We start from the raw sequence: 19,572 nt of genomic DNA, 5'->3' as shown, positions 1-19,572 counted from the left end.
GCGACTCGCGGACTCAGGCCGGATGGGCTTTACGGCCGCCCGTCCGCTGTGCCATGGCTAGGCCATCGGGGAAGCAGGGAGCGCGCGGGCGCTGAAATAGACGCATGTCGGCCATCGTACAGTTCGAAAATGTCGGCCTGCGCTATGGTCTGGATAGCGAGACGCTGTCCGACGTCAGCTTCTCCCTGGCGAGCGGCGGCTTCTATTTCCTGACCGGCGCGTCGGGCGCGGGCAAGACATCGCTGCTGAAGCTCCTCTACCTCGCCCAGCGGCCCAGCCGCGGCGTCATCCGCCTGTTCGGGGAGGATGTCGTGACACTGCCCCGCAAGCGCCTGCCGGGGTTCCGCCGGCGCATCGGGGTGGTGTTCCAGGACTTCCGGCTGGTCCCGCATCTGTCGGTCTATGACAATATCGCCCTGCCGCTGCGGGTCGCGGGCATGGAGGAGAGCGAGATCGACCTGCCCGTCAGCGAGATGCTGAACTGGGTGGGGCTGGGCGATCGCGGCCAGGCCCGCCCCGCCACCCTGTCGGGCGGGGAACAGCAGCGCGTCGCCATCGCCCGCGCCGTCATCGGCCGCCCGGAAATACTGGTGGCGGACGAGCCGACCGGCAATGTCGACGCCGACATGGCCCGCCGCCTCATGACCCTGTTCGAAGCGCTCAACCGGCTGGGCACCACCATCGTCGTCGCCACCCACGACCTGCCGCTGATCGCGCAGGTGGGCAGCGCGCAGATGATGAAGCTGGACAAGGGCCGTCTGTCCGATCCGACCGGATCGCTGCGCTACCCGCCCCGACCCCAGGCGGCCGGTTGATGGCGTCCCCCGGCACCATGGGCAATCGCCGCGCCGCCGCCGCCGCGCGCCACCGGCTGCTGCCGGAGGGGCGGGTGGCCGGCCCCATGCCCTGGATCATCGCCATCATTATGTTCCTGACGGTCCTGTCGGCCGCCGCCGGCCTGGGCCTGGGCGCGGCGGTGAAGGCGATGGGCGCCGACCTTGCCGGGCGCGCGACGGTGCAGATCGTGGAAGCCAATGCCGAACAGCGCGAGCGCCTCAGCGCCGCCATAGCCGCCGCACTGCGCAAGGACGCGACCGTCCGCGCCGTTCGTCCGGTCCCGTCCGCCGCGCTGGCGGAGCAGATCCGTCCCTGGCTTGGGCAGGATGCGGCCAGCGGCGACCTGCCGATACCGGCGCTGATCGACATCGAACTCACGCCGGGCCAGACGGACGCAAAGGTCGAGCGGCTCCGCCGACAGCTCCATGCCCTCTCGCCAAAGGCCCGCATCGAACCCCATGCCGCCTTCCTCGCGCCGCTCGCGGATCTGCTTTCCGCGCTTGGCTGGCTGGCCGCGGGCATCATCGTGCTGATGACGCTGGCGACCGGCGCGGTGGTCGTCCTTGCCGCCCGCGCCGCGCATGACAGCCATCGCGGCACCATCGACGTGCTGCACCTGATGGGTGCGACCGACGTGCAGATCGCCCGGCTGTTCCAGCGGCGCATCGGCCTCGACGCGCTGTTCGGGGGCGCGCTCGGCTTTGCCTGCGCATTGCTGGTGATCCTGCTGCTGGGCGCGCGGCTGCTGGCGACGGGATCGGAGCTGCTGAGCGGCGTCCAGCTGCCGTGGACAAGCTGGGCCGCGCTGGCCGCGATACCCATGGGTTGCGTGCTGCTGGCGCGGATCGCGGCGCGCTGGACGGTGCTGCGGTCGTTGGGGCGGCTGCTGTGATCGTCCGCTTCATCGCCGTCACCCTGTTGGGATGGATGCTGGGCTTCGCCTGGTTCGCGATCTTCCTGCCCCAGCCGCTGGACGGTCGCCAGACCGACGCGATCGTCGTGCTGACCGGCGGGGCCGGGCGTATCGACCGCGGCCTTTCCCTGCTTCAGGACGGCGCGGCCAAGCGGATGCTGATCTCAGGCGTCGACCGCTCGGTCCGCCCGGCGGAGCTGGCCGCGCAATATAAGGCGCCTGAACGCCTCTTCTCCTGTTGCATCACGCTTGGCCGCGAAGCCATCGACACCCGGTCCAACGCCATAGAGACAGCGCACTGGCTGGAACGGCGGGATTTCAAGACGGTGCGCCTCATCACCACCGACTGGCACATGCGGCGTTCCGCGCTCGAACTGCGGCAGGCCTTGCCCGAACGGGTCACGCTGGTCTACGACGCCGTGCCCAGCCGCCCCAGCCTCACCATGCTGGCGCGTGAATATAATAAATATCTGCTGCGCCGGGCGGCGGCGCTTATTGGTATCTGAACGGTTCAACCGGACATGCTGACCGCGCTGCGATCCCTCGCCTTCATGTCGATCTTCTATCCGGGATCGCTGCTGTTCGTCCTTGCGGCCATGGCGGTCAATCTGGTCGCGCCCCGCTCCATTCCCCGCGTCGCCACCGCGTGGAGCCGCTTCCATCGGGGCTGCGCGCGCTGGCTGCTGGGGCAGAAGGTCCGGGTCGAGGGAAGGCTGGAGAACGGTCCCTATCTCTACATCCTCAAGCATGAATCGATGTTCGAGACGATCGACCTGCTCTGCCTGCTGGATCGTCCCGCTATCGCCGCCAAGCGCGAGCTGTTCGACATTCCGCTCTGGGGCGGCATCGCCCGCCGCTATGGCCTGATCCCCATCGAACGCAGCGCCGGGGCGAGCGCGCTGCGCGCCCTGCGCGCCGCCGCCAAGGCCGCCACGGCGGAGGGCCGCGCCATCTGCCTCTTCCCCGAAGGCACCCGCGTTCCTCATGGCGAAAGCCCGGCCTTGCGCGCCGGTTTCGCCGGGCTCTACGTGCTGCTGGGCCTGCCGGTCGTGCCCATCGCGGTCGACAGCGGCCGCGTCTCGCCCCGCGGCAGGTTCATGAAGCGCAGCGGCACGATCACTTACAAGGTGGGCGAGATCGTTCCGCCCGGCCTGGATCGACGGGAAGCGGAAGCTCGCGTCCATGCGGCCATCAATGCGCTGAACGAGCCTTTATAAGCCGATATGCTGCTGCGAAGGCAGGCGTACGCCGCTATTCAATGTGAACGCCCGAAGTCGGGCTTGGGATCGTCCTGCCCCTGTTCGATGATCGACCGCCGGATCGCCCGCGTGCGGGTGAACAGGTTGAACAGCGCATCCCCGTCATTCCAGCGGATCGCCCGCTGCAAGGCCGACAGATCCTCCGAAAAGCGCTGGAGCATCTCCAGCACCGCATCCTTGTTCGCCAGGAACACGTCGCGCCACATGGTCGGATCGGACGCGGCGATGCGGGTGAAGTCGCGGAAGCCGCCGGCGGAATATTTGATGACTTCCGACTGGGTCACATCCTCCAGATCGCTGGCCGTGCCGACGATGGTATAGGCGATAAGGTGCGGCAGATGGCTGGTCACCGCCAGCACCAGATCGTGATGCGCCGGGTCCATCGTCTCGACATCCGCGCCGACGCGCCGCCACAGCTCCGACACGCGCTCGACCGCCGCCGGATCGGCGTCGGCGGGCGGCGTCACGATGCACCAGCGGCCCCGGAACAGGGAGGCGAAGCCCGCTTCCGGCCCGCTATTCTCCGTGCCCGCGACGGGATGGGCGGGAATGACCGTGCGCCCCGGCAAGGCAATGTTCAACTGCGCCAGCACATCGGCCTTGCAGGAGCCGACATCGCTGATGATCGCCTCCGCAGGCAGATCGTCGGCAATCTCCGCCGCCGCCGCGCCCATGGCCCGCACCGGCACGCACAGCACGACCAGGTCGGCATCCGTCACCGAAGCGCCCGCCGTATCGGTCACGTCGTCGCACAGATCGATGACCCGCGCGATCTCCCGCACGCCGGCATCGGCATCATGGCCCGTCACGCGAACAGTCGGCATGGCTTCGCGGATCGCCCGCGCCAGCGAGGAGCCGATCAGGCCCAGTCCAATGATCGTGACGCGCGAGAATGGCAGCATCAGGCGGCTTCCGCCATGGCGCGCAGCTTGGCCGCGACCTTGCGCATCTGATCCTCGGTGCCGATGGTGATGCGCAGTCCGTTGGGCAGACCCTGCCCCGGCAGCCAGCGGGTGGCGAAGCCTTCGTCCCACAGGCCCTTCATCGCCGCCTCGGCCGTCAGCCGGCCGTCGAACAGGATGAGCAGGAAATTCGCCTTGCTCGGCACGGCGCGCAGCCCATGGTTGGACAGCGCGGCGATCTCGCCCGCCAGCCATTCGCGCCATTTCCGGTTATGTGTCCGGCTCGCCTCGACCCAGGCGGCGTCCTCGATCGCCGCTACCGCAGCGGCCTGCCCGGCCGTCGTCACGTTGAACGGCGCGCGGATGCGGTGCAGCACGTCGATCACCTCGGCGCTGGCATAGCCCCAGCCGATCCGCTCGGCGGCAAGCCCGTAAATCTTCGAAAATGTCCGGGTCACGAACATATTGGCGGCATTCTTCGCCAGTTCCAGCCCGCCATCATCCTCGTCCGCGTCCAGATATTCGGCATAGGCCTGATCCAGCACGAACAATATGTCGGGCCGCAGACCGGCATGCAGCCGCGCAATCTCTTCCCGCGACGTCATGGTGCCGGTCGGGTTGTTGGGGTTGGCGAGGAAGACGACCTTGGTCTTCTCCGTCACCGCCGCGAGCAGCGCATCCACATCGGTCGCGTAATCGGCGTCCGGCGCGATGACCGGCGTCGCCCCCACGCGCCGCGCCGCGATGTCGTACACAGAAAAGCCGTAGCGGACGTAGAGCACCTCGTCCCCCGGCCCGGCATAGGCGCTCGCCGCGATGTGCAGCAATTCGTCCGACCCGGTGCCGTAGATCACCCGCGCCGGGTCCAGCCCATGCGCCGCCGCGATCGCCTCGCGCAGCCTGGCTGCGCCGGGATCGGGATAGGTCGCCAGATCCGCCGTTGCCGCCACCAGAGCGGCCCGCGCCGCTTCCCCGGTGCCCAGCGGATTTTCATTGGCGGACAGCTTCACCAGCGGTCGCCCGTCATCGGCGGCCGACTTGCCGGGAACATAGGGCGAAATGCCGAGGATCCAGTCTTTGGGGGCAGGCTTTGTCATGCGCCGCGCTTTAGCGTCATCGAAGCGAAACGCAAAGCGCTTGGATGCGGGCGTCCGCTTCTCACACCACGGGGGTCAGCAGGGGCTCGCCCGCCGCCCAGGCATCCAGATTGGCCAGCACCAGATCGGCCATCGCCTTGCGCGTCTCGACGGTCGCGCTGCCCTGATGCGGTTGCAGCACCACATGATCCATCGCCAACAGCGCTTCCGGCACATGCGGCTCGTTCGCGAACACGTCGAGACCCGCGCCCGCGATCCGTCTTTCCCCCAGCGCCGCCACCAGCGCGTCCTCATCGATCACGCTGCCCCGGCTGATGTTGATGATCACGCCCTCGGGGCCCAGCGCATCCAGCATCGCCGCATCGACCAGCCCGCGCGCCTCCGGCCCGCCGGAGGTCGCGACAATGACGACATCGCTCTGCCGCGCGAAATCCAGCGCATCGGCCACATAGCGACAGGTCGTATCCGCCACCGCCCGCCGGCTGTGGTAGATAATCTCCCCCGCCACCGGCTCCAGCCGCCGGGCGATGGCGCGCCCGATCCGGCCCAGTCCCAAAATCCCGATCCGCTTGCCCGTCACGCGCCCGCACAGCGGCGGCTTCACGCCCCGCGCCCAATCCCCGGCCCGCACCATCCGGTCATTGGCCGCGATATTGCGCACCGTCGCATAGAGCAGCCCCACCGCCAGGTCGGCCACGTCATCGGTCAGCACGTCCGGCGTATTGGTGACGCGGATGCCCTTTGCCCGTGCATGATCGACATCGACCTTGTCATAGCCAACCGAAAACAGCCCGATCATCTCCAGCTTCGGCAAGGCGTCCATGATCGCCGCGGAGGCGCCGACCGATCCGAAGGATACCAGCGCTCGCGCCTCCCGCGCTTCGGGCGGCAGCGCATCCGGATCGGCATCCGCCGCAAGGGCGTGAACCGCAAAGCGCCGTGCCAGCCCGTCGTCCAGATAGGGATAGAGCGGGCCATAGGTGAGGATAGGGATGGAAGAATGGTCGGTCATGCCCGTCATCTAGGCGAAGGAAGGGCCGATTGACAGAGCCCGGCCCCGGTCCTAGCCCGAACCGATATGGCCAGCGCGTCCTTTCCCGATGACACCCGTTTCGGCCTGCGCCGGCAGGCGCGGCTGCCCGGCCCGCTGCGGCTGGACAGCGGAGCCGCGCTGGGGCCGGTGGACATCGCCTATGAAACCTACGGGCGGATGAACGCGGACCGTTCCAACGTCATCCTCATCTGCCACGCGCTGACCGGCGACCAATATGTCGCTTCGGACCATCCCGTCACCGGCAAGCCCGGTTGGTGGTGGCGGCTGGTGGGGGAGGGGAAGCCGGTCGACCCCGCCCGTCATTTCATCGTCTGCGCCAATGTCATCGGCAGTTGCATGGGCTCCAGCGGGCCTGCCAGCCTGGACCCCGCGACCGGCGATCCCCATGCGATGCGCTTTCCGGTGATCACCATCGCCGACATGGTCCGCGCCCAGGCGATGCTGCTCGATCATCTGGGCGTGGACCGGCTTCATGCCGTGATCGGCGGTTCCATGGGCGGGATGCAGGCGCTGATCTGGCCCACCCTTTATCCGGAACGCGTCGAAAGCTGCGTCGTCATCGCCTCCACGGCGCGACACAGCGCCCAGAACATCGCCTTCCACGAAGTCGGGCGGCAGGCGATCATGGCCGACCCCAACTGGCGCGGCGGCGATTATTATGCGGACGGCGCGATCCCCAGCGCGGGCCTGGCGGTGGCGCGCATGGCCGCGCACATCACCTATCTTTCCGAAGCGGGCCTCACGGAGAAATTCGGGCGTCGTCTTCAGGGGCGCCCGGAAAACCCGAATGGGTCCAAGACCTTCGGCTTCGACGCCGATTTCCAGGTGGAATCTTATCTGCGCCACCAGGGGCTGAGCTTCGTCGAGCGGTTCGACGCCAACAGCTATCTCTACATCACCCGCGCCATGGACTATTATGACATTGCGGAGGATCATGGCGGCAGCCTTGCCAAGGCCTTTACGGCATCCAGGGCGCGTTTCTGCCTCGTCAGCTTCGACACGGACTGGCTCTATCCCACGGCGGAATCCCGCCTGATCGTCCACGCGCTCAATGCCGGCGGCGCGCAGGCGAGCTTCGTCGAACTCTCCAGCCCGTTCGGCCATGACGCCTTCCTGCTGGAATGCCCGGAACTGAACCGGGTGGTGGACGGCTTCCTGAAGGGCGGCCGCGCATGAGCCTGCGTCCCGACCTCGCCCTGATTGCCCGTACCGTGACCCCCGGCGCGCGGGTGCTGGACGTGGGCTGCGGCGACGGCGCGCTGATGGCGGCGCTGCGCGACACCAAACGGGTCGACGCGCGCGGCCTTGAAATCGACCCGCACAATGTCGCCGCCGCCGTTGGCCGGGGACTTTCGGTGGTGCAGGGGGACGCCGACACCGACCTTGTCACTTATCCCGAAGCCAGTTTCGACTATGCGATCTTGAGCCAGACGCTCCAGACCACCCGACGCCCGGACCGCGTGGTGGAGGAACTGCTGCGCATTGGCCGTCAGGCCTTCGTATCCTTCCCCAATTTCGCCCATTGGCGCGGGCGGCTGTCGCTGTTCTGGGGCGGGCGCATGCCGGTGACGCGCCTGCTGCCCGACACATGGTACGATACGCTCAACATCCACCATGTCACGGTCGACGATTTCCGCGCCCTGGTGAAGGATCGCGGCTGGACCATAGACGGCCAATGGTTCCTGAAGGGCGACCGGGAAACCACCCATGCGAACGCCAATCTGTTCGCGGAACATGCGGTGTTCCTGCTGCGGCGGTGAGCGGGAGGGGTGGAATCAGGACATTCCCCCTCCCGCAGGCGGGAGGGGGCTAGGGGGTGGGCTGGCGCGACATCAGCGTGAGTTTTCAACGGCTAAGCTGGAAGCTCGCTGCGCTCGCACCCACCCCTAACCCCTCCCGCCTGCGGGAGGGGAATGTCTCGAATTGGCCAAATTCGGCCGTACCCCGTTCAACGCTCCTTGGTCGCGCTGAACTTGACCTTGGGGTGCCGCTCCTGCTGATAGCCGATGTCCCAGGCGCTCTTCGCCATGAAGACGAGGTTGCCGTCGCGATCCTTGGCCATATTGGCGCCGTTGAACGACACCAGGTCCCTGATCGCGGCGTCGTCCCCCGAAATCCATCGCGCCGTGTCGAAGGGCGAAGCCTCCAGCCCGGCCGCGACCTTATATTCCGCCTCCAGCCGGGAGATCAGCACGTCGAGCTGCAACTGCCCGACCACGCCGACGATCCAGTTCGACCCGATTTCCGGATAGAAGACCTGGATCACGCCCTCTTCGGACAGGTCATCCAGCGCCTTGCGGAGCTGCTTCGTCTTGGTCGGGTCCTTCAGCACGACGCGCCGCAGGATTTCAGGCGCGAAGTTCGGCAGGCCGGTGAAGCGGACCCCGGCCTTCTCGCTCAGCGTATCGCCGACGCGCAGCGTCCCATGGTTGGGAATGCCGATGATGTCGCCCGGAAAGGCCTCGTCCGCAATCTCGCGGTCCTGCGCGAAGAAGAGGATCGGGGAATGCACGGCGATCGGCTTGCCGCTGCCGCTTGGCGTCAGCTTCATGCCCCGCCGGAACTTGCCCGAACAGAGCCGCATGAAGGCGATTCGGTCGCGATGCTGCGGGTCCATATTGGCCTGGACCTTGAAGATGAAGCCGGTGACTTCGCTATTCTCCGGCTCGACGGGCGCGGGCTCGGCGGGCTGGGCACGCGGCGGCGGCGCATGGGCGGCCAGCGCGTCGATCAGTTCGGTCACGCCGAACAGCTTGAGCGCCGACCCGAAATAGACCGGCGTCAGGTCGCCATGGCGATAGGCGGCAAGGTCGAAATCGGCATAGCCGCCCACCGCCAGTTCCGCCTCCTCCCGCAGCCGCGCCAGCCCCTGTCCGGACAGATGCCCGGCCAGAGCATCATCGTCGATGCCGGAGAAGGAGGCTTCCTTCCCTTCAAATTCCTTGCTCGCGCCCGAAGGCTGGCGCAGGCGGTTCCGGGCGAAGTCGTAAATCCCCTCGAACTCGCCGCCCATGCCGACCGGCCAGCTCATCGGGCACACGTCCAGCGCCAGCGCGTCCGCCACTTCATCCAGCAGGGCGAAGGCGTCGCGCCCTTCACGATCCACCTTGTTGACGAAGGTGATGATGGGGACGTTGCGCAGCCGGCACACCTCGAACAGCTTGCGCGTCTGCGGCTCGATGCCCTTCGCGGCGTCGATCACCATCACGGCCGAGTCCACCGCCGTCAGCGTGCGATAGGTGTCCTCGGAAAAATCCTCGTGCCCCGGCGTGTCGAGCAGGTTGAACGTCACCCCGTCGCGTTCGAAGGTCATGACGGAGCTGGTCACGGAAATGCCGCGCTGCTGCTCGATCTTCATCCAGTCGGACCGCGCGCGCCGGTTCGCCCCGCGCGCCTTGACCTCCCCCGCCAGATGGATCGCGCCGCCTTCCAGCAGCAGCTTTTCGGTCAGCGTGGTCTTGCCTGCGTCGGGGTGCGAGATGATGGCGAAGGTACGGCGGGAAGGAATGCTCATGGGCGGCCCATATAGCGATTCTTTGCCGCCGCGCCAGTAAGGCCGTTTTTGGAAGGCAACTCGAATTCAGCCGCCCACCACCGTCACGTCCAACCGGAAGGCCCGTTCCTTCCCCGGCGCCAGCCGCATGATCCCCTGCTTCTCCCAAACGTCTCCGGTAAAACCCACCGGATCGGCCATCCCCGCCCAGGGTTCCACGCAAAGATAATGCGCGCCCGGCTTTTGCCACAGTCCCAGCCAAGGCGTATCGGGAAAATCGATCCTCAGCCCCTTGCTGCCGGGCACGCCCCAGAACAGGCTGCGGCTCTCCAGCCGGTCCCAGACCAGCGCGTCGCCCTCAAACATCGCATGGGTGGGCGCCAGCACCTGGCCATCCACGGGCGAAGCAATGCTTTCCCGCGCGATCAGGCCCGGCTCGTCCCCCACCTTGCGGATCGGCGCGGGTTCCGCCTTCTCGAACAGCACCCGGTGATCCTCCGCCGCCCCGCCATAGGGCAGCGGCCATGCAAAGGCAGGATGATAGCCGAAGGAGAAGGGCAGGTCGCCCTCGCCGCTATTGGCCACCGTCGCCTTCATCCGCAGCGCCGCTCCCTCGACCGCGAAGCGCATGTCCAGCCGGAAGTCGAAGGGATAGACCGCCCGCGTCTCCGCATCCGCCTCCAGCCGGAAGGTCACGGCCTCACCGCTCCGCTCCACCAGCGCGAAAGCCCTGCGCCGCGCAAAGCCATGCTGCGGCATCGCGTAATCCCGCCCCTCGAAGCGATAGGCATCCCCGCGCGATCGCCCGACAAAGGGGAAGAGCAACGGCGCGTGTCCCGTCCACCAGCGCGGGTCCGCATCGGTCATCAATTCGCGCCCCTGCCGGTCCTTCACCGACCAGAGCTCCGCCCCCAGCGGGTTGACGACGGCGCTCAGATCGCCTGAATCGATGGTGATGAATGCGTGCGCCATATGCTGCAATCTCCCTTGCCGTCCGGCATAGAGCGATTTCCCGGCGACCGGAACCGACCGCCGGTCAGGAAATCGCGGAAAAGAAAGAGTCCGGAGCGGCCAGGCCGGCGCGGAACCACGCCCAGTCTCAAGGGGTTGAAGAAGCAGCAGGGAGAAATCGGATGAAATGGATCGGCGTGGCTGCGCTGTTGCTCTGTTCGACGGGCGCTCTGGCGCAGGAACAGGAGAAGAAGGACGACACGTTGAAGAAGGCGGGCACCATCGCGACCCAGCCCGCGCGGGATGTCGGCATCGACAAGGACAAGATTCCCGATGTGCTCCAGCAGGCGGTCGAAGACCCCTATAAGCGCCCGCCCTTGCGGAGCTGCAAGGCGCTCAAGACCTCGCTCGACGAACTCAACGCGGTGCTTGGCCCCGACTTCACCGTGGGGCAGAAGGCGAATGAGAACCGCACCGGCAAGATAGCCGAAGCGGTCGGCAAGACGATCGTCAATTCGATCATCCCCTTTCGCGGCCTGGTGCGGGAGATCAGCGGCGCCGCCCCTGCCGAGCGTCGTCTGGAAGCCGCGGTCACCGCCGGCATAGCCCGGCGCGGCTATTTGCGCGGCCTGGCCGACGCCAAGGGTTGCAAGATCATGAGTCCGCCGCCGACGGCGCAGGAAAAGGCCGACGAGCCGAAAAAATAAGCCATAGCGCGAAGACCGCCTCCGCCAGCACCGCCACGATGTCCGCCTGAATCACCGTCGCGTCGGCCAGGTCCGGCGCGATCAGCGCCATCAGGCGCGCCACCGCCTGTACCGAGCCGCCGAACATCAGCGCCGCGCCCAATGCGCGGGGAAACCGCCGCGAGCGGAAAGCCAGCAGACCGATCAGCAGCAGATACAGCCCCAGGAAGATGCGTGCGACGTGCTGAACCTGATCCCGCAGCAGCAGCGTCAGTTCCACGAGCGAATAGGTCTGCGCCATGCCGATGCCCGGATGCGGCGCCCCGTCCAGCAGGATGAGCGGCGCGATGGAGAGAAGGCTGCCTGCCCCCAGCGTCGCAATGCCGATGACGGAAAGCAAAGCCGCCATCCGCGCAACATGCCTCCCGCCCGGCGCGAACAGCGCATAAAGCAGTACGGTCGCCCCCAGCATGGCGCAGGCCATCGCCAGATCGGTCGCCTCCGCCGCGCGATAGGCCCAGGGAAAGTCCTTTATGTTCCGCGCCGTTTCCCGCCCGGAACCGGGCACGACCAGAGCGGCGCGGATCATGGCCTCACCCACGCCGCGCGCCGCCATGCCGCCGAGAAGGAAGAGACCGGCAAGCCGCGCTTTCCCCTCGATCCCGGCGAACAGCCTCATCCCCGCAGAGTGCCGCCCAGCTTTTCCGCCGCCTTCACCACGGCCGCGCTGATCGCGTCCAGCTCTTCCTGGGAAAAGCTCTTGTCGCCGGGTTGCAGCGTGATCTCGACGGCAAGGCTCTTCTTGCCCTCATCCACGCCGGGGCCGACGAAGACGTCGAACAGCCGCGCGTCAACGATCGCTTTCTTGTCCGCGTTCCTGACCGCACGGACCAGTGCGTCGGCTTCGACAGCCTCATCGACGAGGAACGCGAAATCGCGTTTCACCGCCTGCAAGGCCGGCGGCGCATAGGGCGGGCGCATGAAGCCGCTGGCCCGTCGGGCGGGGATCGCGTCGAGGAAGATCTCGCCCGCGACCACCGCGCCGGTCAGCCCGAACTGCCTGGCGAGGCTGGGATGCAGCACGCCGAACTCCGCCAGAACCGTTTTCGGCCCCAGCCGCAACGTGCCCGACTGGCCCGGATGATAGGCGCCCGACGCCTCGCCGAAGCTCTGGAGATTGGCGACGGGCGCGCCCGCGGCGGTGAGCAGCGCGATCGCCTCGCCCTTGGCGTCGAAGGCGGAGAAGGGCTGCGCCTTCCCGGTCTGCCAGCCCCGCGCCACCTTCTCGCCCGCCAGCACGAAGCCGACGGTCGGCCGCTCCTTGTCCGCCAGATAGCGGCGGCCCAGCTCGAACAACCGCACCGAAGCCGCGCCGCGGTCCACATTCCGCCGCGTGGCCGAAAGCAGGCCGGGCAGCAGGGAAGGACGCATGACCTTCAGATCCTCCGAAATCGGGTTGGCGAGGGTCCATGCCCCGCCGCCGACCGCGGCGGCCTCCTTCTCCGAAATGAAGGACCAGTTGACCGCTTCGGCCAGCCCACGCGCCGCCGCCGTCCGGCGCACGCGCCGTTCGATGGCCTGTTCCGGCGTGGCGGTCGGCTTGGCGACGCCGGGGGCGCGGGGCAGGGGGGTGGAGGGCACCTGATCCAGCCCGACGATGCGCACCACCTCCTCGACGATGTCGGGCCAGCCGTCGACATCACGCCGCCAGCTCGGCACCGTCACGGTCCATGTGGCAGGGGTCGTGACCGGCACGCCGTCCTGATATTCGAAGGTGGCGTCATTGCCTTCCACCTCGAATCCCAGGCTTTCAAGAATGCGTTTCTGCTCCGAATCCGCGACGTCGACGCCGGCAAGCGCCAGGCATTGCGCCGGATCGTAGGTCACGGTCTTCACGGCCAGCGGCGGACTGCCGGCGCGCGTCGCCTCGCTGGCGCTGCCGCCGCACAGATGCGTCACCAGATAGGTCGCTATCGACAGGCCGTCGTCCAGGAAGGCCGGGTCCACCCCACGCTCGAACCGTCCGCGCGCGTCGCTGGTCAGCCCCAGCTTCTGCCCCGTCACCGCGATCCGTTCCGGCGTGAAATAGGCGCATTCGATCAGCACGTCGGTCGTGGTTTCCGTGGCGCCCGAATGCTCGCCGCCCATGATGCCGCCAATGTCGTGCACCGCTTCGTCGTCGGCGATCACGGTCATGCTCTCATCGACCGTGTAGGTCTTGCCGTTCAGCGCCAGCACCTGCTCGCCCGGCCTGCCGCGCCGCGCCACCAGCCCGCCCTTCAGCGTCGCCATGTCATAGACGTGCAGCGGCCGGCCCAGATCGATCATGATGTAATTGGTGATGTCGACCAGCGTGCTGATCGGCTTCTGCCCGATGGCCTTCAACTGCTTCGCCATCCATTCGGGCGAACTGCCGTTCTTCACGCCGCGCACCGTCCGGGCGAAGAAGGCGGGGCAGCCCTCCGCATCCTCGATCCGCACGTCCGGCCCGGGCCCCGCCGCCTCGATCGTCGGCACGATCAGCGCGTTCAGCGTGCCCAGCCCCGCCGCCGCCAGGTCGCGCGCGATGCCGCGCACGCCCATGCAGTCCTGCCGGTTGGGCGTGATCGACACGTCGATGACCGGATCGTCCAGCCCCGCCCATTCCGCATAGACCCGTCCCACCGGCGCATCGGCGCTGAGTTCGATGATCCCGTCATGATCCTCGCCCAGTTCCAGCTCCCGGAACGAGCACATCATGCCGTTGGATTCGACGCCGCGAATGGCGGTCTTTTTCAGCACCATGCCGTTGACCGGCACCACCGCGCCCTCGGTCCCGAACACGCCGACCAGCCCGGCGCGTGCATTGGGAGCGCCGCAGACCACCTGCAACGGGCCGTCGCCCGCATCCACGGTCAGCACCTGCAGCTTGTCCGCCTGCGGATGACGCTCCGCCGTCAGCACCTTCGCAATGCGGAAGGCGCCCAGCTTCTCCGCCGGATTCTCCACGCCCTCGACCTCAAGACCGATGTTCGTCAGCCCCTTGAGGATCGTCGGCAGGTCCGCATCGCTATTAAGATGCGTCTTGAGCCAGCTCAGCGTGAACTTCATGCGCCCACTCCCCCGCTCAAAGTGGGCACATCCAGCGCCGAAAAGCCATAATGTTTCAGCCAGCGCAGATCGCCGTCGAAGAAAGCGCGCAAGTCGTTCATCCCATATTTCAGCATGGCGAGCCGGTCGACGCCCGTCCCGAAGGCAAAGCCCTGCCATTCATCCGGATCGAGCCCGCAGGCCTCGATCACCCGCCGGTTCACCATGCCGCTGCCCAGCACCTCCAGCCAGCCGCCACCCGGCGCGTCGCCGTCGCCCCCGATCACCCGCTGGCCGTTCACCAGCGTATATCCGACGTCGACCTCCACCGAAGGTTCGGTGAAGGGGAAATAGCTGGGCCGCAGGCGCAGGACGATGTCGTCGCGCTCGAAAAAGGCCTTCAGGAAAGTCTCCAGCGTCCATTTGAGATGACCGAGCGTGATGCCCTTGTCGATCACCAGCCCCTCGATCTGATGGAACATCGGCGTATGCGTCGCGTCGCTGTCCGACCGATAGACGCGGCCCGGCGCGATGATGCGGATCGGCGGTTCGCCGTTCATCATGGTCCGGATCTGCACTGGGGAGGTGTGGGTGCGCAGCAGCATCTTCTTCCCGTCCCCATTCCCATCGGTGGTGTCGGGGAAGTAGAAAGTGTCGTGCATCGCCCGCGCCGGATGCGTCTCCGGAATGTTGAGCGCGGTGAAATTATGCCAGTCGTCCTCGATTTCCGGCCCCGTCGCCACGGAGAAGCCCAGATCGGCGAAAATCTCCGCCAGTTCGTCCATCACCTGGCTGACCGGATGCACGGACCCCTGTGGACCGGTGTCGGCGGGCAGGGTCATGTCGATCTTCTCGGCCGCGAGCTTCGCATCGAGCGCCGCCTGCTCCAGCGCCGCTTTCCTTTCCGCCAGCGCCGCCGTCACGCTCTCCCGCAAATCCTGGATCGGGGGGCCTTTCTCCAGCCGCTCCTCCGGACTCATCGGGCCCAGCGTCTTGAGCAACCCCGTCACCACGCCATTCTTGCCCAAGGCGCCGACCCGCAGCGCCTCCAGCGCGTCGAGCGTGTCGGCGGCGGCAATATCCGCGATCAGGCCGGCTTTCAGATTGGCAATCTCAGTCATCGAACGTCGTTCCACTTTCCCGTCATTCCCGCGAAAGCGGGAACCCATCTCCTGCCCTCTCGCGGAGGGGTTCAAAGCCGAAAGCCAGGGCCAGATCATCCCATTCGGGATTTCCAGCCTCGATCAGCTCGATCTTCCATTGCCTGTTCCATTTCTTGATCCGCTTTTCCCGCAATATCGCGCCATCGATCGCGTCATGCATTTCGAACCAGACAAGGCGCTTGACGCCGTAGTCGCTCGTGAAGCCTTCAATCAAGCCGTTTCGATGTTCGTATAGACGCTTTACAAGGTCGGAGGTAACGCCGGTGTACAGCGTCCCATTTCGGCGGCTCGCCAATATGTAGACCGTTGGGCTGATTTCGCGTTTCATGCATTCCTCGGGAGATGGGTTCCCGCTTTCGCGGGAATGACGAGGTGGAAAAGCGGGGACTTACGCCCGCGCCCCCAGCAACGCCCCGCCGAAGCCGATGAACATCAACCCCGTTCCCCGGTTGAACAACCGCTGCCGGTTCGCGGGCGCCAGCCAGCGGGCGAGCTTCATGCCACCCAGCGCATAGACGCACTGCCAGCCGAACTCGATGGCGACGAAGCTCGCCACCAATATGCCCAGCTGCACCGCAAAGGGCCGATCGGTATCGATGAACTGCGGAAACAGCGCGGCCGCGAAGATGATGAGCTTAGGATTGCTGAGGCCGGTGAGCAACCCGGTGCCATAGAGCGCCCGCAGCGACCGCGCCCGCGTGGCGCCCACCTCGCCTGCTTCACCCACCGGCGCGCGCCAGGCCTTGACGCCCAGCCAGATCAGATAGGCGACACCTGCATAGCGCAACCCGTCGAACAGGCGCGGAGAGGCTTTCAGCAACGCCCCCAGCCCGAGCGCGGAGGCGATCAGGCACAGCAGGATCGCGCTCATCAGCCCCGCCATGGTGGCAAGCGCGCGACGCGGGCCATGATGAATGCTCTGCGTCATCACATGCAGCATGTTCGGTCCCGGCGTGGCCGAGATCAGGAAAACCGCCGTGACATAAAGCCACCAGACATGCAGCGACATGAGGGATATTCCTTCAATACCGTTCGGGCTGAGCGAAGCCGAAGCCAGCGCTTGAGCCTGGCGAAACCGTTCGCCTGCGGCTCAGCAGAACCTTCGACTTCGCCCAGGGTGAGCGGAGATGGGGGTTCACGCCAATCAAAAAGGGCGCCGAAGGCATCTGCCCCGGCGCCCCTTTGGACGATCTTGCGACCGTTCTAAGCTCAGGCCGCGGGCAGCGCAGCCTTCGCCTGGGCGATGATGGCGCTAAACGCCTCGCCTTCGTGCATCGCAATGTCGGCCAGGACCTTGCGGTCCAGATCCACGCCGGCCAGCTTCAGGCCGTGCATGAACTGCGAATAGGTCAGGCCCTCGGCGCGGACACCGGCGTTGATGCGCTGGATCCACAGGCCGCGGAAGGTCCGCTTCTTGACCTTGCGGTCGCGATAGGCGTACTGGCCGGCCTTTTCGACGGCCTGACGGGCGATGCGGATCGTGTTCTTGCGACGGCCATAATAGCCCTTCGCCTGATCCAATATCCTCTTATGCTTCGCCTTGGTGGTCGTACCACGCTTGACACGTGCCATTGGTCAGCCCTCCCTTACTTCAGGCCATAGGGCGCCCAGAGGCGCACATGAGCCACGTCGGCGTCGGACATGACCGAGGTGCCGCGATTCTGGCGGATATATTTCGCATTGTGGCTGATCAGGCGGTGACGCTTGCCAGCGACGCCGTGCTTGACCTTGCCGGAAGCGGTGAACTTGAAGCGCTTCTTCACACCGCTCTTGGTCTTGAGCTTGGGCATTTTCGTCTCCTTTTCAAAGCGCGACGATTACGGACAGCCACGGCAGCCCTAGTTAGCCGGGCGGTCCTTCCAAATATCGCGAAGGGCGGCCCATAGTCGGAAGCATCCCCGAACGCAAGCGATTCGGACCCAAAAAGGCGGATCGGCGTTGAACCGCCATGGCCGACGCCGATCCCCTCCGGCCGGACATGCCGGCAAGCCCCGATCGGCCGGATAGGCCGACAAGCGAAATGCCGCGCCCCCGCGGCACGGGCCATTATGTCCAGCGCGCGAGAGAGGGCTGGCGAAGGCTCCCCCTGCCGGTGCGCATCCTGCTCTGGATCGTCGGCATTCTCTTCGCGCTCTGGCTCATGCTCTTCATCACCAAGGGCCGCTTCCTCAAGCATCCCTTCGAACGGATGCTCGGCAACCGCCTTGAACGCGCCGTGCGCGTCGGCGGCGACTTCCAGCTCTATTTCGACCCCATCACGATCAAGTTCCGCGCCGAGCATATCGCCGTCGCCAATACGCCCTGGGCCAGCCGGCCCGCCTTTTTCCGCGCCGATCTGATCGATAGCCGGATCGCGCCCCTCAGCCTTCTCTTCGGGGACAAGTACAAGGTCCGCTGGCTCGAACTGCGCAATGCCGCCGCCGATCTGGAATGGTCGCGCGACGGCAGGAGCAACACATGGACCTTCGGTGATCCCGGCAGGAAGGGCGAGCCGCTCAACCTGCCGTTGATCCGCCGCGCCCTCCTGGCCGGTACGACGCTGCGCTATCGCGACCCCCGCATGCAGCTCGACGCCGACATCGGATTCGAGACGGTGAGGGCGCAGGACACCCGCTTTGCCAGCGACGTGCGCTTTTCCGGCACGGGCACGATGCGGGGCCGCCCCTTCAGGCTGCGCGGCGGTCTGCTCTCGCCCAACCAGACGGTGACGGGCGGCCGGAACAGGCTTGCCCTCCGGGCCGAGGCTGGCGCGACCGTGCTGGAGGTCAGCGGCACGCTTCCCGGCGCGACGGAGATCGAGGGGGCGGACCTGCGCCTGCTCACCCATGGCCCCAATCTTGCGCGGCTGTTCGATTTCCTGGGCGTCGCCATTCCCGAAACGCGCGCCTATCGCTTCACCTCCGCGCTGACCAAGGCTGGCGAGGAGTGGCGGTTCACCCATCTCAAGGGCCGTTTCGGCGACAGCGATCTGGCGGGGCGCATGACCGTGTCCCTGCCCGACGACCGCCTGCTGCTGAAGGCCGACCTCGCCACCCAAAGCCTCGACATCGTCGATGTCGGCCCGTTCATCGGCTATGACCCCCAGCGGCTGGAGAGGCAGGGCAAGGCGGGCGCGATCCAGACGGTGGGCGGCACGCCGCGCGTCCTGCCCGACGCGCCGCTGCGGGTGGAGGCGCTGCGCAATTTCGATGCGCGCGTCCGCTATGACGTCCGCCGGGTCCGCGCCGACAATCTGCCGGTGTCCAATATCGGCCTGACGCTCTCGCTCGACCGCAGCCTGCTCAGGCTGTCGCCGCTGACATTCGACATGTCGGGCGGTCATGTCAGTTCCGACATCAGCATCAATGCCCGGACAGAACCCGTTCGCACCAGCTACGACATCCGACTGTCGCCCACGCCTATGGGCAAGCTGCTTTCCCGCTGGGGCGTGGAGGAATCCGGCACCACCGGCACGATCAAGGCGCGCGTCCAGATGACCGGCCTCGGCAACACGCTGCACGATTCGCTCAGCACGTCCAACGGTCGCATCGCCGTGATCCTGCCGGCGGGCTCCATGTGGGCGCGCAACGTCCAACTGGCGGAACTCGACATCGGCACCTTCATCACCAAGATGTTCCAGAAGAAGCTGAAGGACCCGGTGGAGATCAATTGCGGCCTGATCGCCTTCACCGTGCGCAACGGCGTGGCCGCCGCCGATCCGATCATCATCGACACGCGCAAGAATGTGATGCTGGGCAGGGGCGGCTTCTCCTTTCGCAACGAAAGCCTGGACCTCGCCTTCCGCGCCGACGGCAAGAAGTTCAGCCTGTTCTCGGGTCAGTCGCCTGTCGGCATCACCGGATATTTCGCCAAGCCGGGCATCGACGTGATCAGCCCCGAACTGGTCGCGCGCGGCGGCGCGGCTGCGGCGCTCGGCATAGCCGCCACGCCGCTTGCCTCGGTACTTGCCTTCGTCGATGTCGGGGATGCGAAGAGCGCTGCCTGCGGTCCGGTCCTTGCCGGCGCGACGGCCGCCGCCCAGCGCACCAAGGGCGGCAAGCCCCGCGACGATGTCGGCCGCGGCACCACGGCCAAGGATGAAGCCGGTAAGGGCAATGCCCGCGAAAATAAGAGCCAGAAGAAGAAATTCCTGGGCATCTTCTGATGCA

Annotated in this window: 20 protein-coding genes; 8 read left to right on the top strand and 12 right to left on the bottom strand. The window is 66.7% G+C overall.

The features are described from left to right. Nucleotides 1–104 precede the first annotated feature (104 nt). The 4 genes from ftsE to H5V43_RS13265 are packed head-to-tail and all read left to right on the top strand — an operon-like array spanning nt 105 to nt 2,967. Nucleotides 105–815 carry a cell division ATP-binding protein FtsE gene (gene ftsE / locus H5V43_RS13280; RefSeq protein WP_044661168.1) on the top strand — a complete coding sequence of 237 codons (711 nt, stop codon included), beginning with the start codon at nt 105–107 and terminating at the stop codon, nt 813–815. Continuing rightward, complete coding sequence (locus H5V43_RS13275) at nt 815–1,729, top strand: cell division protein FtsX (RefSeq protein WP_193666685.1); 915 nt, start codon at nt 815–817, stop codon at nt 1,727–1,729. Before ftsE ends, H5V43_RS13275 begins: the two co-directional genes overlap by 1 nt. Further along, nucleotides 1,726–2,256, top strand: coding sequence for a YdcF family protein (locus H5V43_RS13270; RefSeq protein WP_044661170.1), 531 nt, complete (start codon nt 1,726–1,728; stop codon nt 2,254–2,256). Before H5V43_RS13275 ends, H5V43_RS13270 begins: the two co-directional genes overlap by 4 nt. Nucleotides 2,257–2,271: 15 nt before the next feature. Beyond that, complete coding sequence (locus tag H5V43_RS13265; RefSeq protein WP_099186445.1) at nt 2,272–2,967, top strand: lysophospholipid acyltransferase family protein; 696 nt, start codon at nt 2,272–2,274, stop codon at nt 2,965–2,967. 38 nt (nt 2,968–3,005) lie between these two features. Here the strand turns inward: H5V43_RS13265 and H5V43_RS13260 are convergent, their stop codons facing one another. The 3 genes from H5V43_RS13260 to H5V43_RS13250 all read right to left on the bottom strand — a co-directional run bounded on the left by H5V43_RS13260 (nt 3,006) and on the right by H5V43_RS13250 (nt 6,029). Then, complete coding sequence (locus tag H5V43_RS13260) at nt 3,006–3,911, bottom strand: prephenate/arogenate dehydrogenase family protein (RefSeq protein ID WP_193666684.1); 906 nt, start codon at nt 3,909–3,911, stop codon at nt 3,006–3,008. After that, on the bottom strand, nt 3,911–5,008 hold the full coding sequence (hisC, locus tag H5V43_RS13255; protein ID WP_048577880.1) for a histidinol-phosphate transaminase: 1,098 nt from the start codon (nt 5,006–5,008) through the stop codon (nt 3,911–3,913). The genes H5V43_RS13260 and hisC overlap by 1 nt, the downstream gene beginning before the upstream one ends. A 61-nt stretch (nt 5,009–5,069) precedes the next feature. Then, on the bottom strand, nt 5,070–6,029 hold the full coding sequence (locus tag H5V43_RS13250) for a 2-hydroxyacid dehydrogenase (protein ID WP_193666683.1): 960 nt from the start codon (nt 6,027–6,029) through the stop codon (nt 5,070–5,072). 57 nt (nt 6,030–6,086) lie between these two features. On the opposite strand from H5V43_RS13250, the gene metX reads away from it, so the two are divergent. Together metX and metW are read left to right on the top strand one after the other, a co-directional pair. Continuing rightward, a complete protein-coding gene (metX, locus tag H5V43_RS13245; RefSeq protein WP_044661175.1) occupies nt 6,087–7,238 on the top strand; it encodes a homoserine O-acetyltransferase MetX in 1,152 nt (383 codons plus the stop codon). Further along, the gene (gene metW, locus H5V43_RS13240) at nt 7,235–7,822 is read left to right on the top strand and encodes a methionine biosynthesis protein MetW (protein WP_044661176.1); all 588 of its coding nucleotides are present in this window, start codon (nt 7,235–7,237) and stop codon (nt 7,820–7,822) included. The genes metX and metW overlap by 4 nt, the downstream gene beginning before the upstream one ends. A gap of 188 nt (nt 7,823–8,010) precedes the next feature. On the opposite strand, the gene H5V43_RS13235 is transcribed toward metW, so the two are convergent. Next, nucleotides 8,011–9,576, bottom strand: a complete 1,566-nt coding sequence (locus tag H5V43_RS13235) for a peptide chain release factor 3 (RefSeq protein WP_025548226.1) — start codon at nt 9,574–9,576, stop codon at nt 8,011–8,013. Between the two features lie 66 nt (nt 9,577–9,642). Continuing rightward, nucleotides 9,643–10,527 (bottom strand): aldose 1-epimerase family protein, encoded by an 885-nt coding sequence (locus H5V43_RS13230; protein WP_193666682.1) that lies wholly within the window; start codon nt 10,525–10,527, stop codon nt 9,643–9,645. A gap of 161 nt (nt 10,528–10,688) precedes the next feature. Here H5V43_RS13230 and H5V43_RS13225 point away from each other — a divergent pair, with 161 nt between their 5' ends. Beyond that, nucleotides 10,689–11,213, top strand: coding sequence for a hypothetical protein (locus tag H5V43_RS13225; RefSeq protein ID WP_025548227.1), 525 nt, complete (start codon nt 10,689–10,691; stop codon nt 11,211–11,213). Here the strand turns inward: H5V43_RS13225 and H5V43_RS13220 are convergent. The 7 genes from H5V43_RS13220 to rpmI all read right to left on the bottom strand — a co-directional run bounded on the left by H5V43_RS13220 (nt 11,161) and on the right by rpmI (nt 17,214). Next, nucleotides 11,161–11,871: a DUF4386 domain-containing protein gene (locus tag H5V43_RS13220; RefSeq protein WP_025548228.1), complete on the bottom strand. Its 711-nt coding sequence runs from the start codon at nt 11,869–11,871 to the stop codon at nt 11,161–11,163. The genes H5V43_RS13225 and H5V43_RS13220 overlap by 53 nt on opposite strands. Then, nucleotides 11,868–14,282, bottom strand: coding sequence for a phenylalanine--tRNA ligase subunit beta (gene pheT, locus H5V43_RS13215; RefSeq protein WP_193666681.1), 2,415 nt, complete (start codon nt 14,280–14,282; stop codon nt 11,868–11,870). The genes H5V43_RS13220 and pheT overlap by 4 nt, the downstream gene beginning before the upstream one ends. Continuing rightward, nucleotides 14,279–15,382, bottom strand: coding sequence for a phenylalanine--tRNA ligase subunit alpha (gene pheS, locus H5V43_RS13210; RefSeq protein ID WP_025548230.1), 1,104 nt, complete (start codon nt 15,380–15,382; stop codon nt 14,279–14,281). The genes pheT and pheS overlap by 4 nt, the downstream gene beginning before the upstream one ends. 22 nt (nt 15,383–15,404) lie before the next feature. Beyond that, complete coding sequence (locus tag H5V43_RS13205; protein ID WP_007689499.1) at nt 15,405–15,752, bottom strand: GIY-YIG nuclease family protein; 348 nt, start codon at nt 15,750–15,752, stop codon at nt 15,405–15,407. Nucleotides 15,753–15,812: 60 nt separating this feature from the next. Continuing rightward, the gene (locus tag H5V43_RS13200) at nt 15,813–16,433 is read right to left on the bottom strand and encodes a LysE family translocator (protein WP_025548232.1); all 621 of its coding nucleotides are present in this window, start codon (nt 16,431–16,433) and stop codon (nt 15,813–15,815) included. Between the two features lie 200 nt (nt 16,434–16,633). Further along, nucleotides 16,634–16,996 (bottom strand): 50S ribosomal protein L20, encoded by a 363-nt coding sequence (rplT, locus tag H5V43_RS13195; RefSeq protein WP_022682430.1) that lies wholly within the window; start codon nt 16,994–16,996, stop codon nt 16,634–16,636. A 14-nt stretch (nt 16,997–17,010) separates the two neighbouring features. Beyond that, nucleotides 17,011–17,214 (bottom strand): 50S ribosomal protein L35, encoded by a 204-nt coding sequence (gene rpmI, locus H5V43_RS13190; protein ID WP_007689506.1) that lies wholly within the window; start codon nt 17,212–17,214, stop codon nt 17,011–17,013. 158 nt (nt 17,215–17,372) lie between these two features. Here rpmI and H5V43_RS13185 point away from each other — a divergent pair, with 158 nt between their 5' ends. Beyond that, nucleotides 17,373–19,568: an AsmA family protein gene (locus tag H5V43_RS13185; RefSeq protein WP_193666680.1), complete on the top strand. Its 2,196-nt coding sequence runs from the start codon at nt 17,373–17,375 to the stop codon at nt 19,566–19,568. Nucleotides 19,569–19,572: the final 4 nt, after the last annotated feature.

This window comes from Sphingobium fuliginis (assembly GCF_015074805.1).
Taxonomy (GTDB): domain Bacteria; phylum Pseudomonadota; class Alphaproteobacteria; order Sphingomonadales; family Sphingomonadaceae; genus Sphingobium; species Sphingobium fuliginis.
Note: the sequence above shows the minus strand (reverse complement) of the source record. Positions and strands in the feature narration are given on the sequence as shown.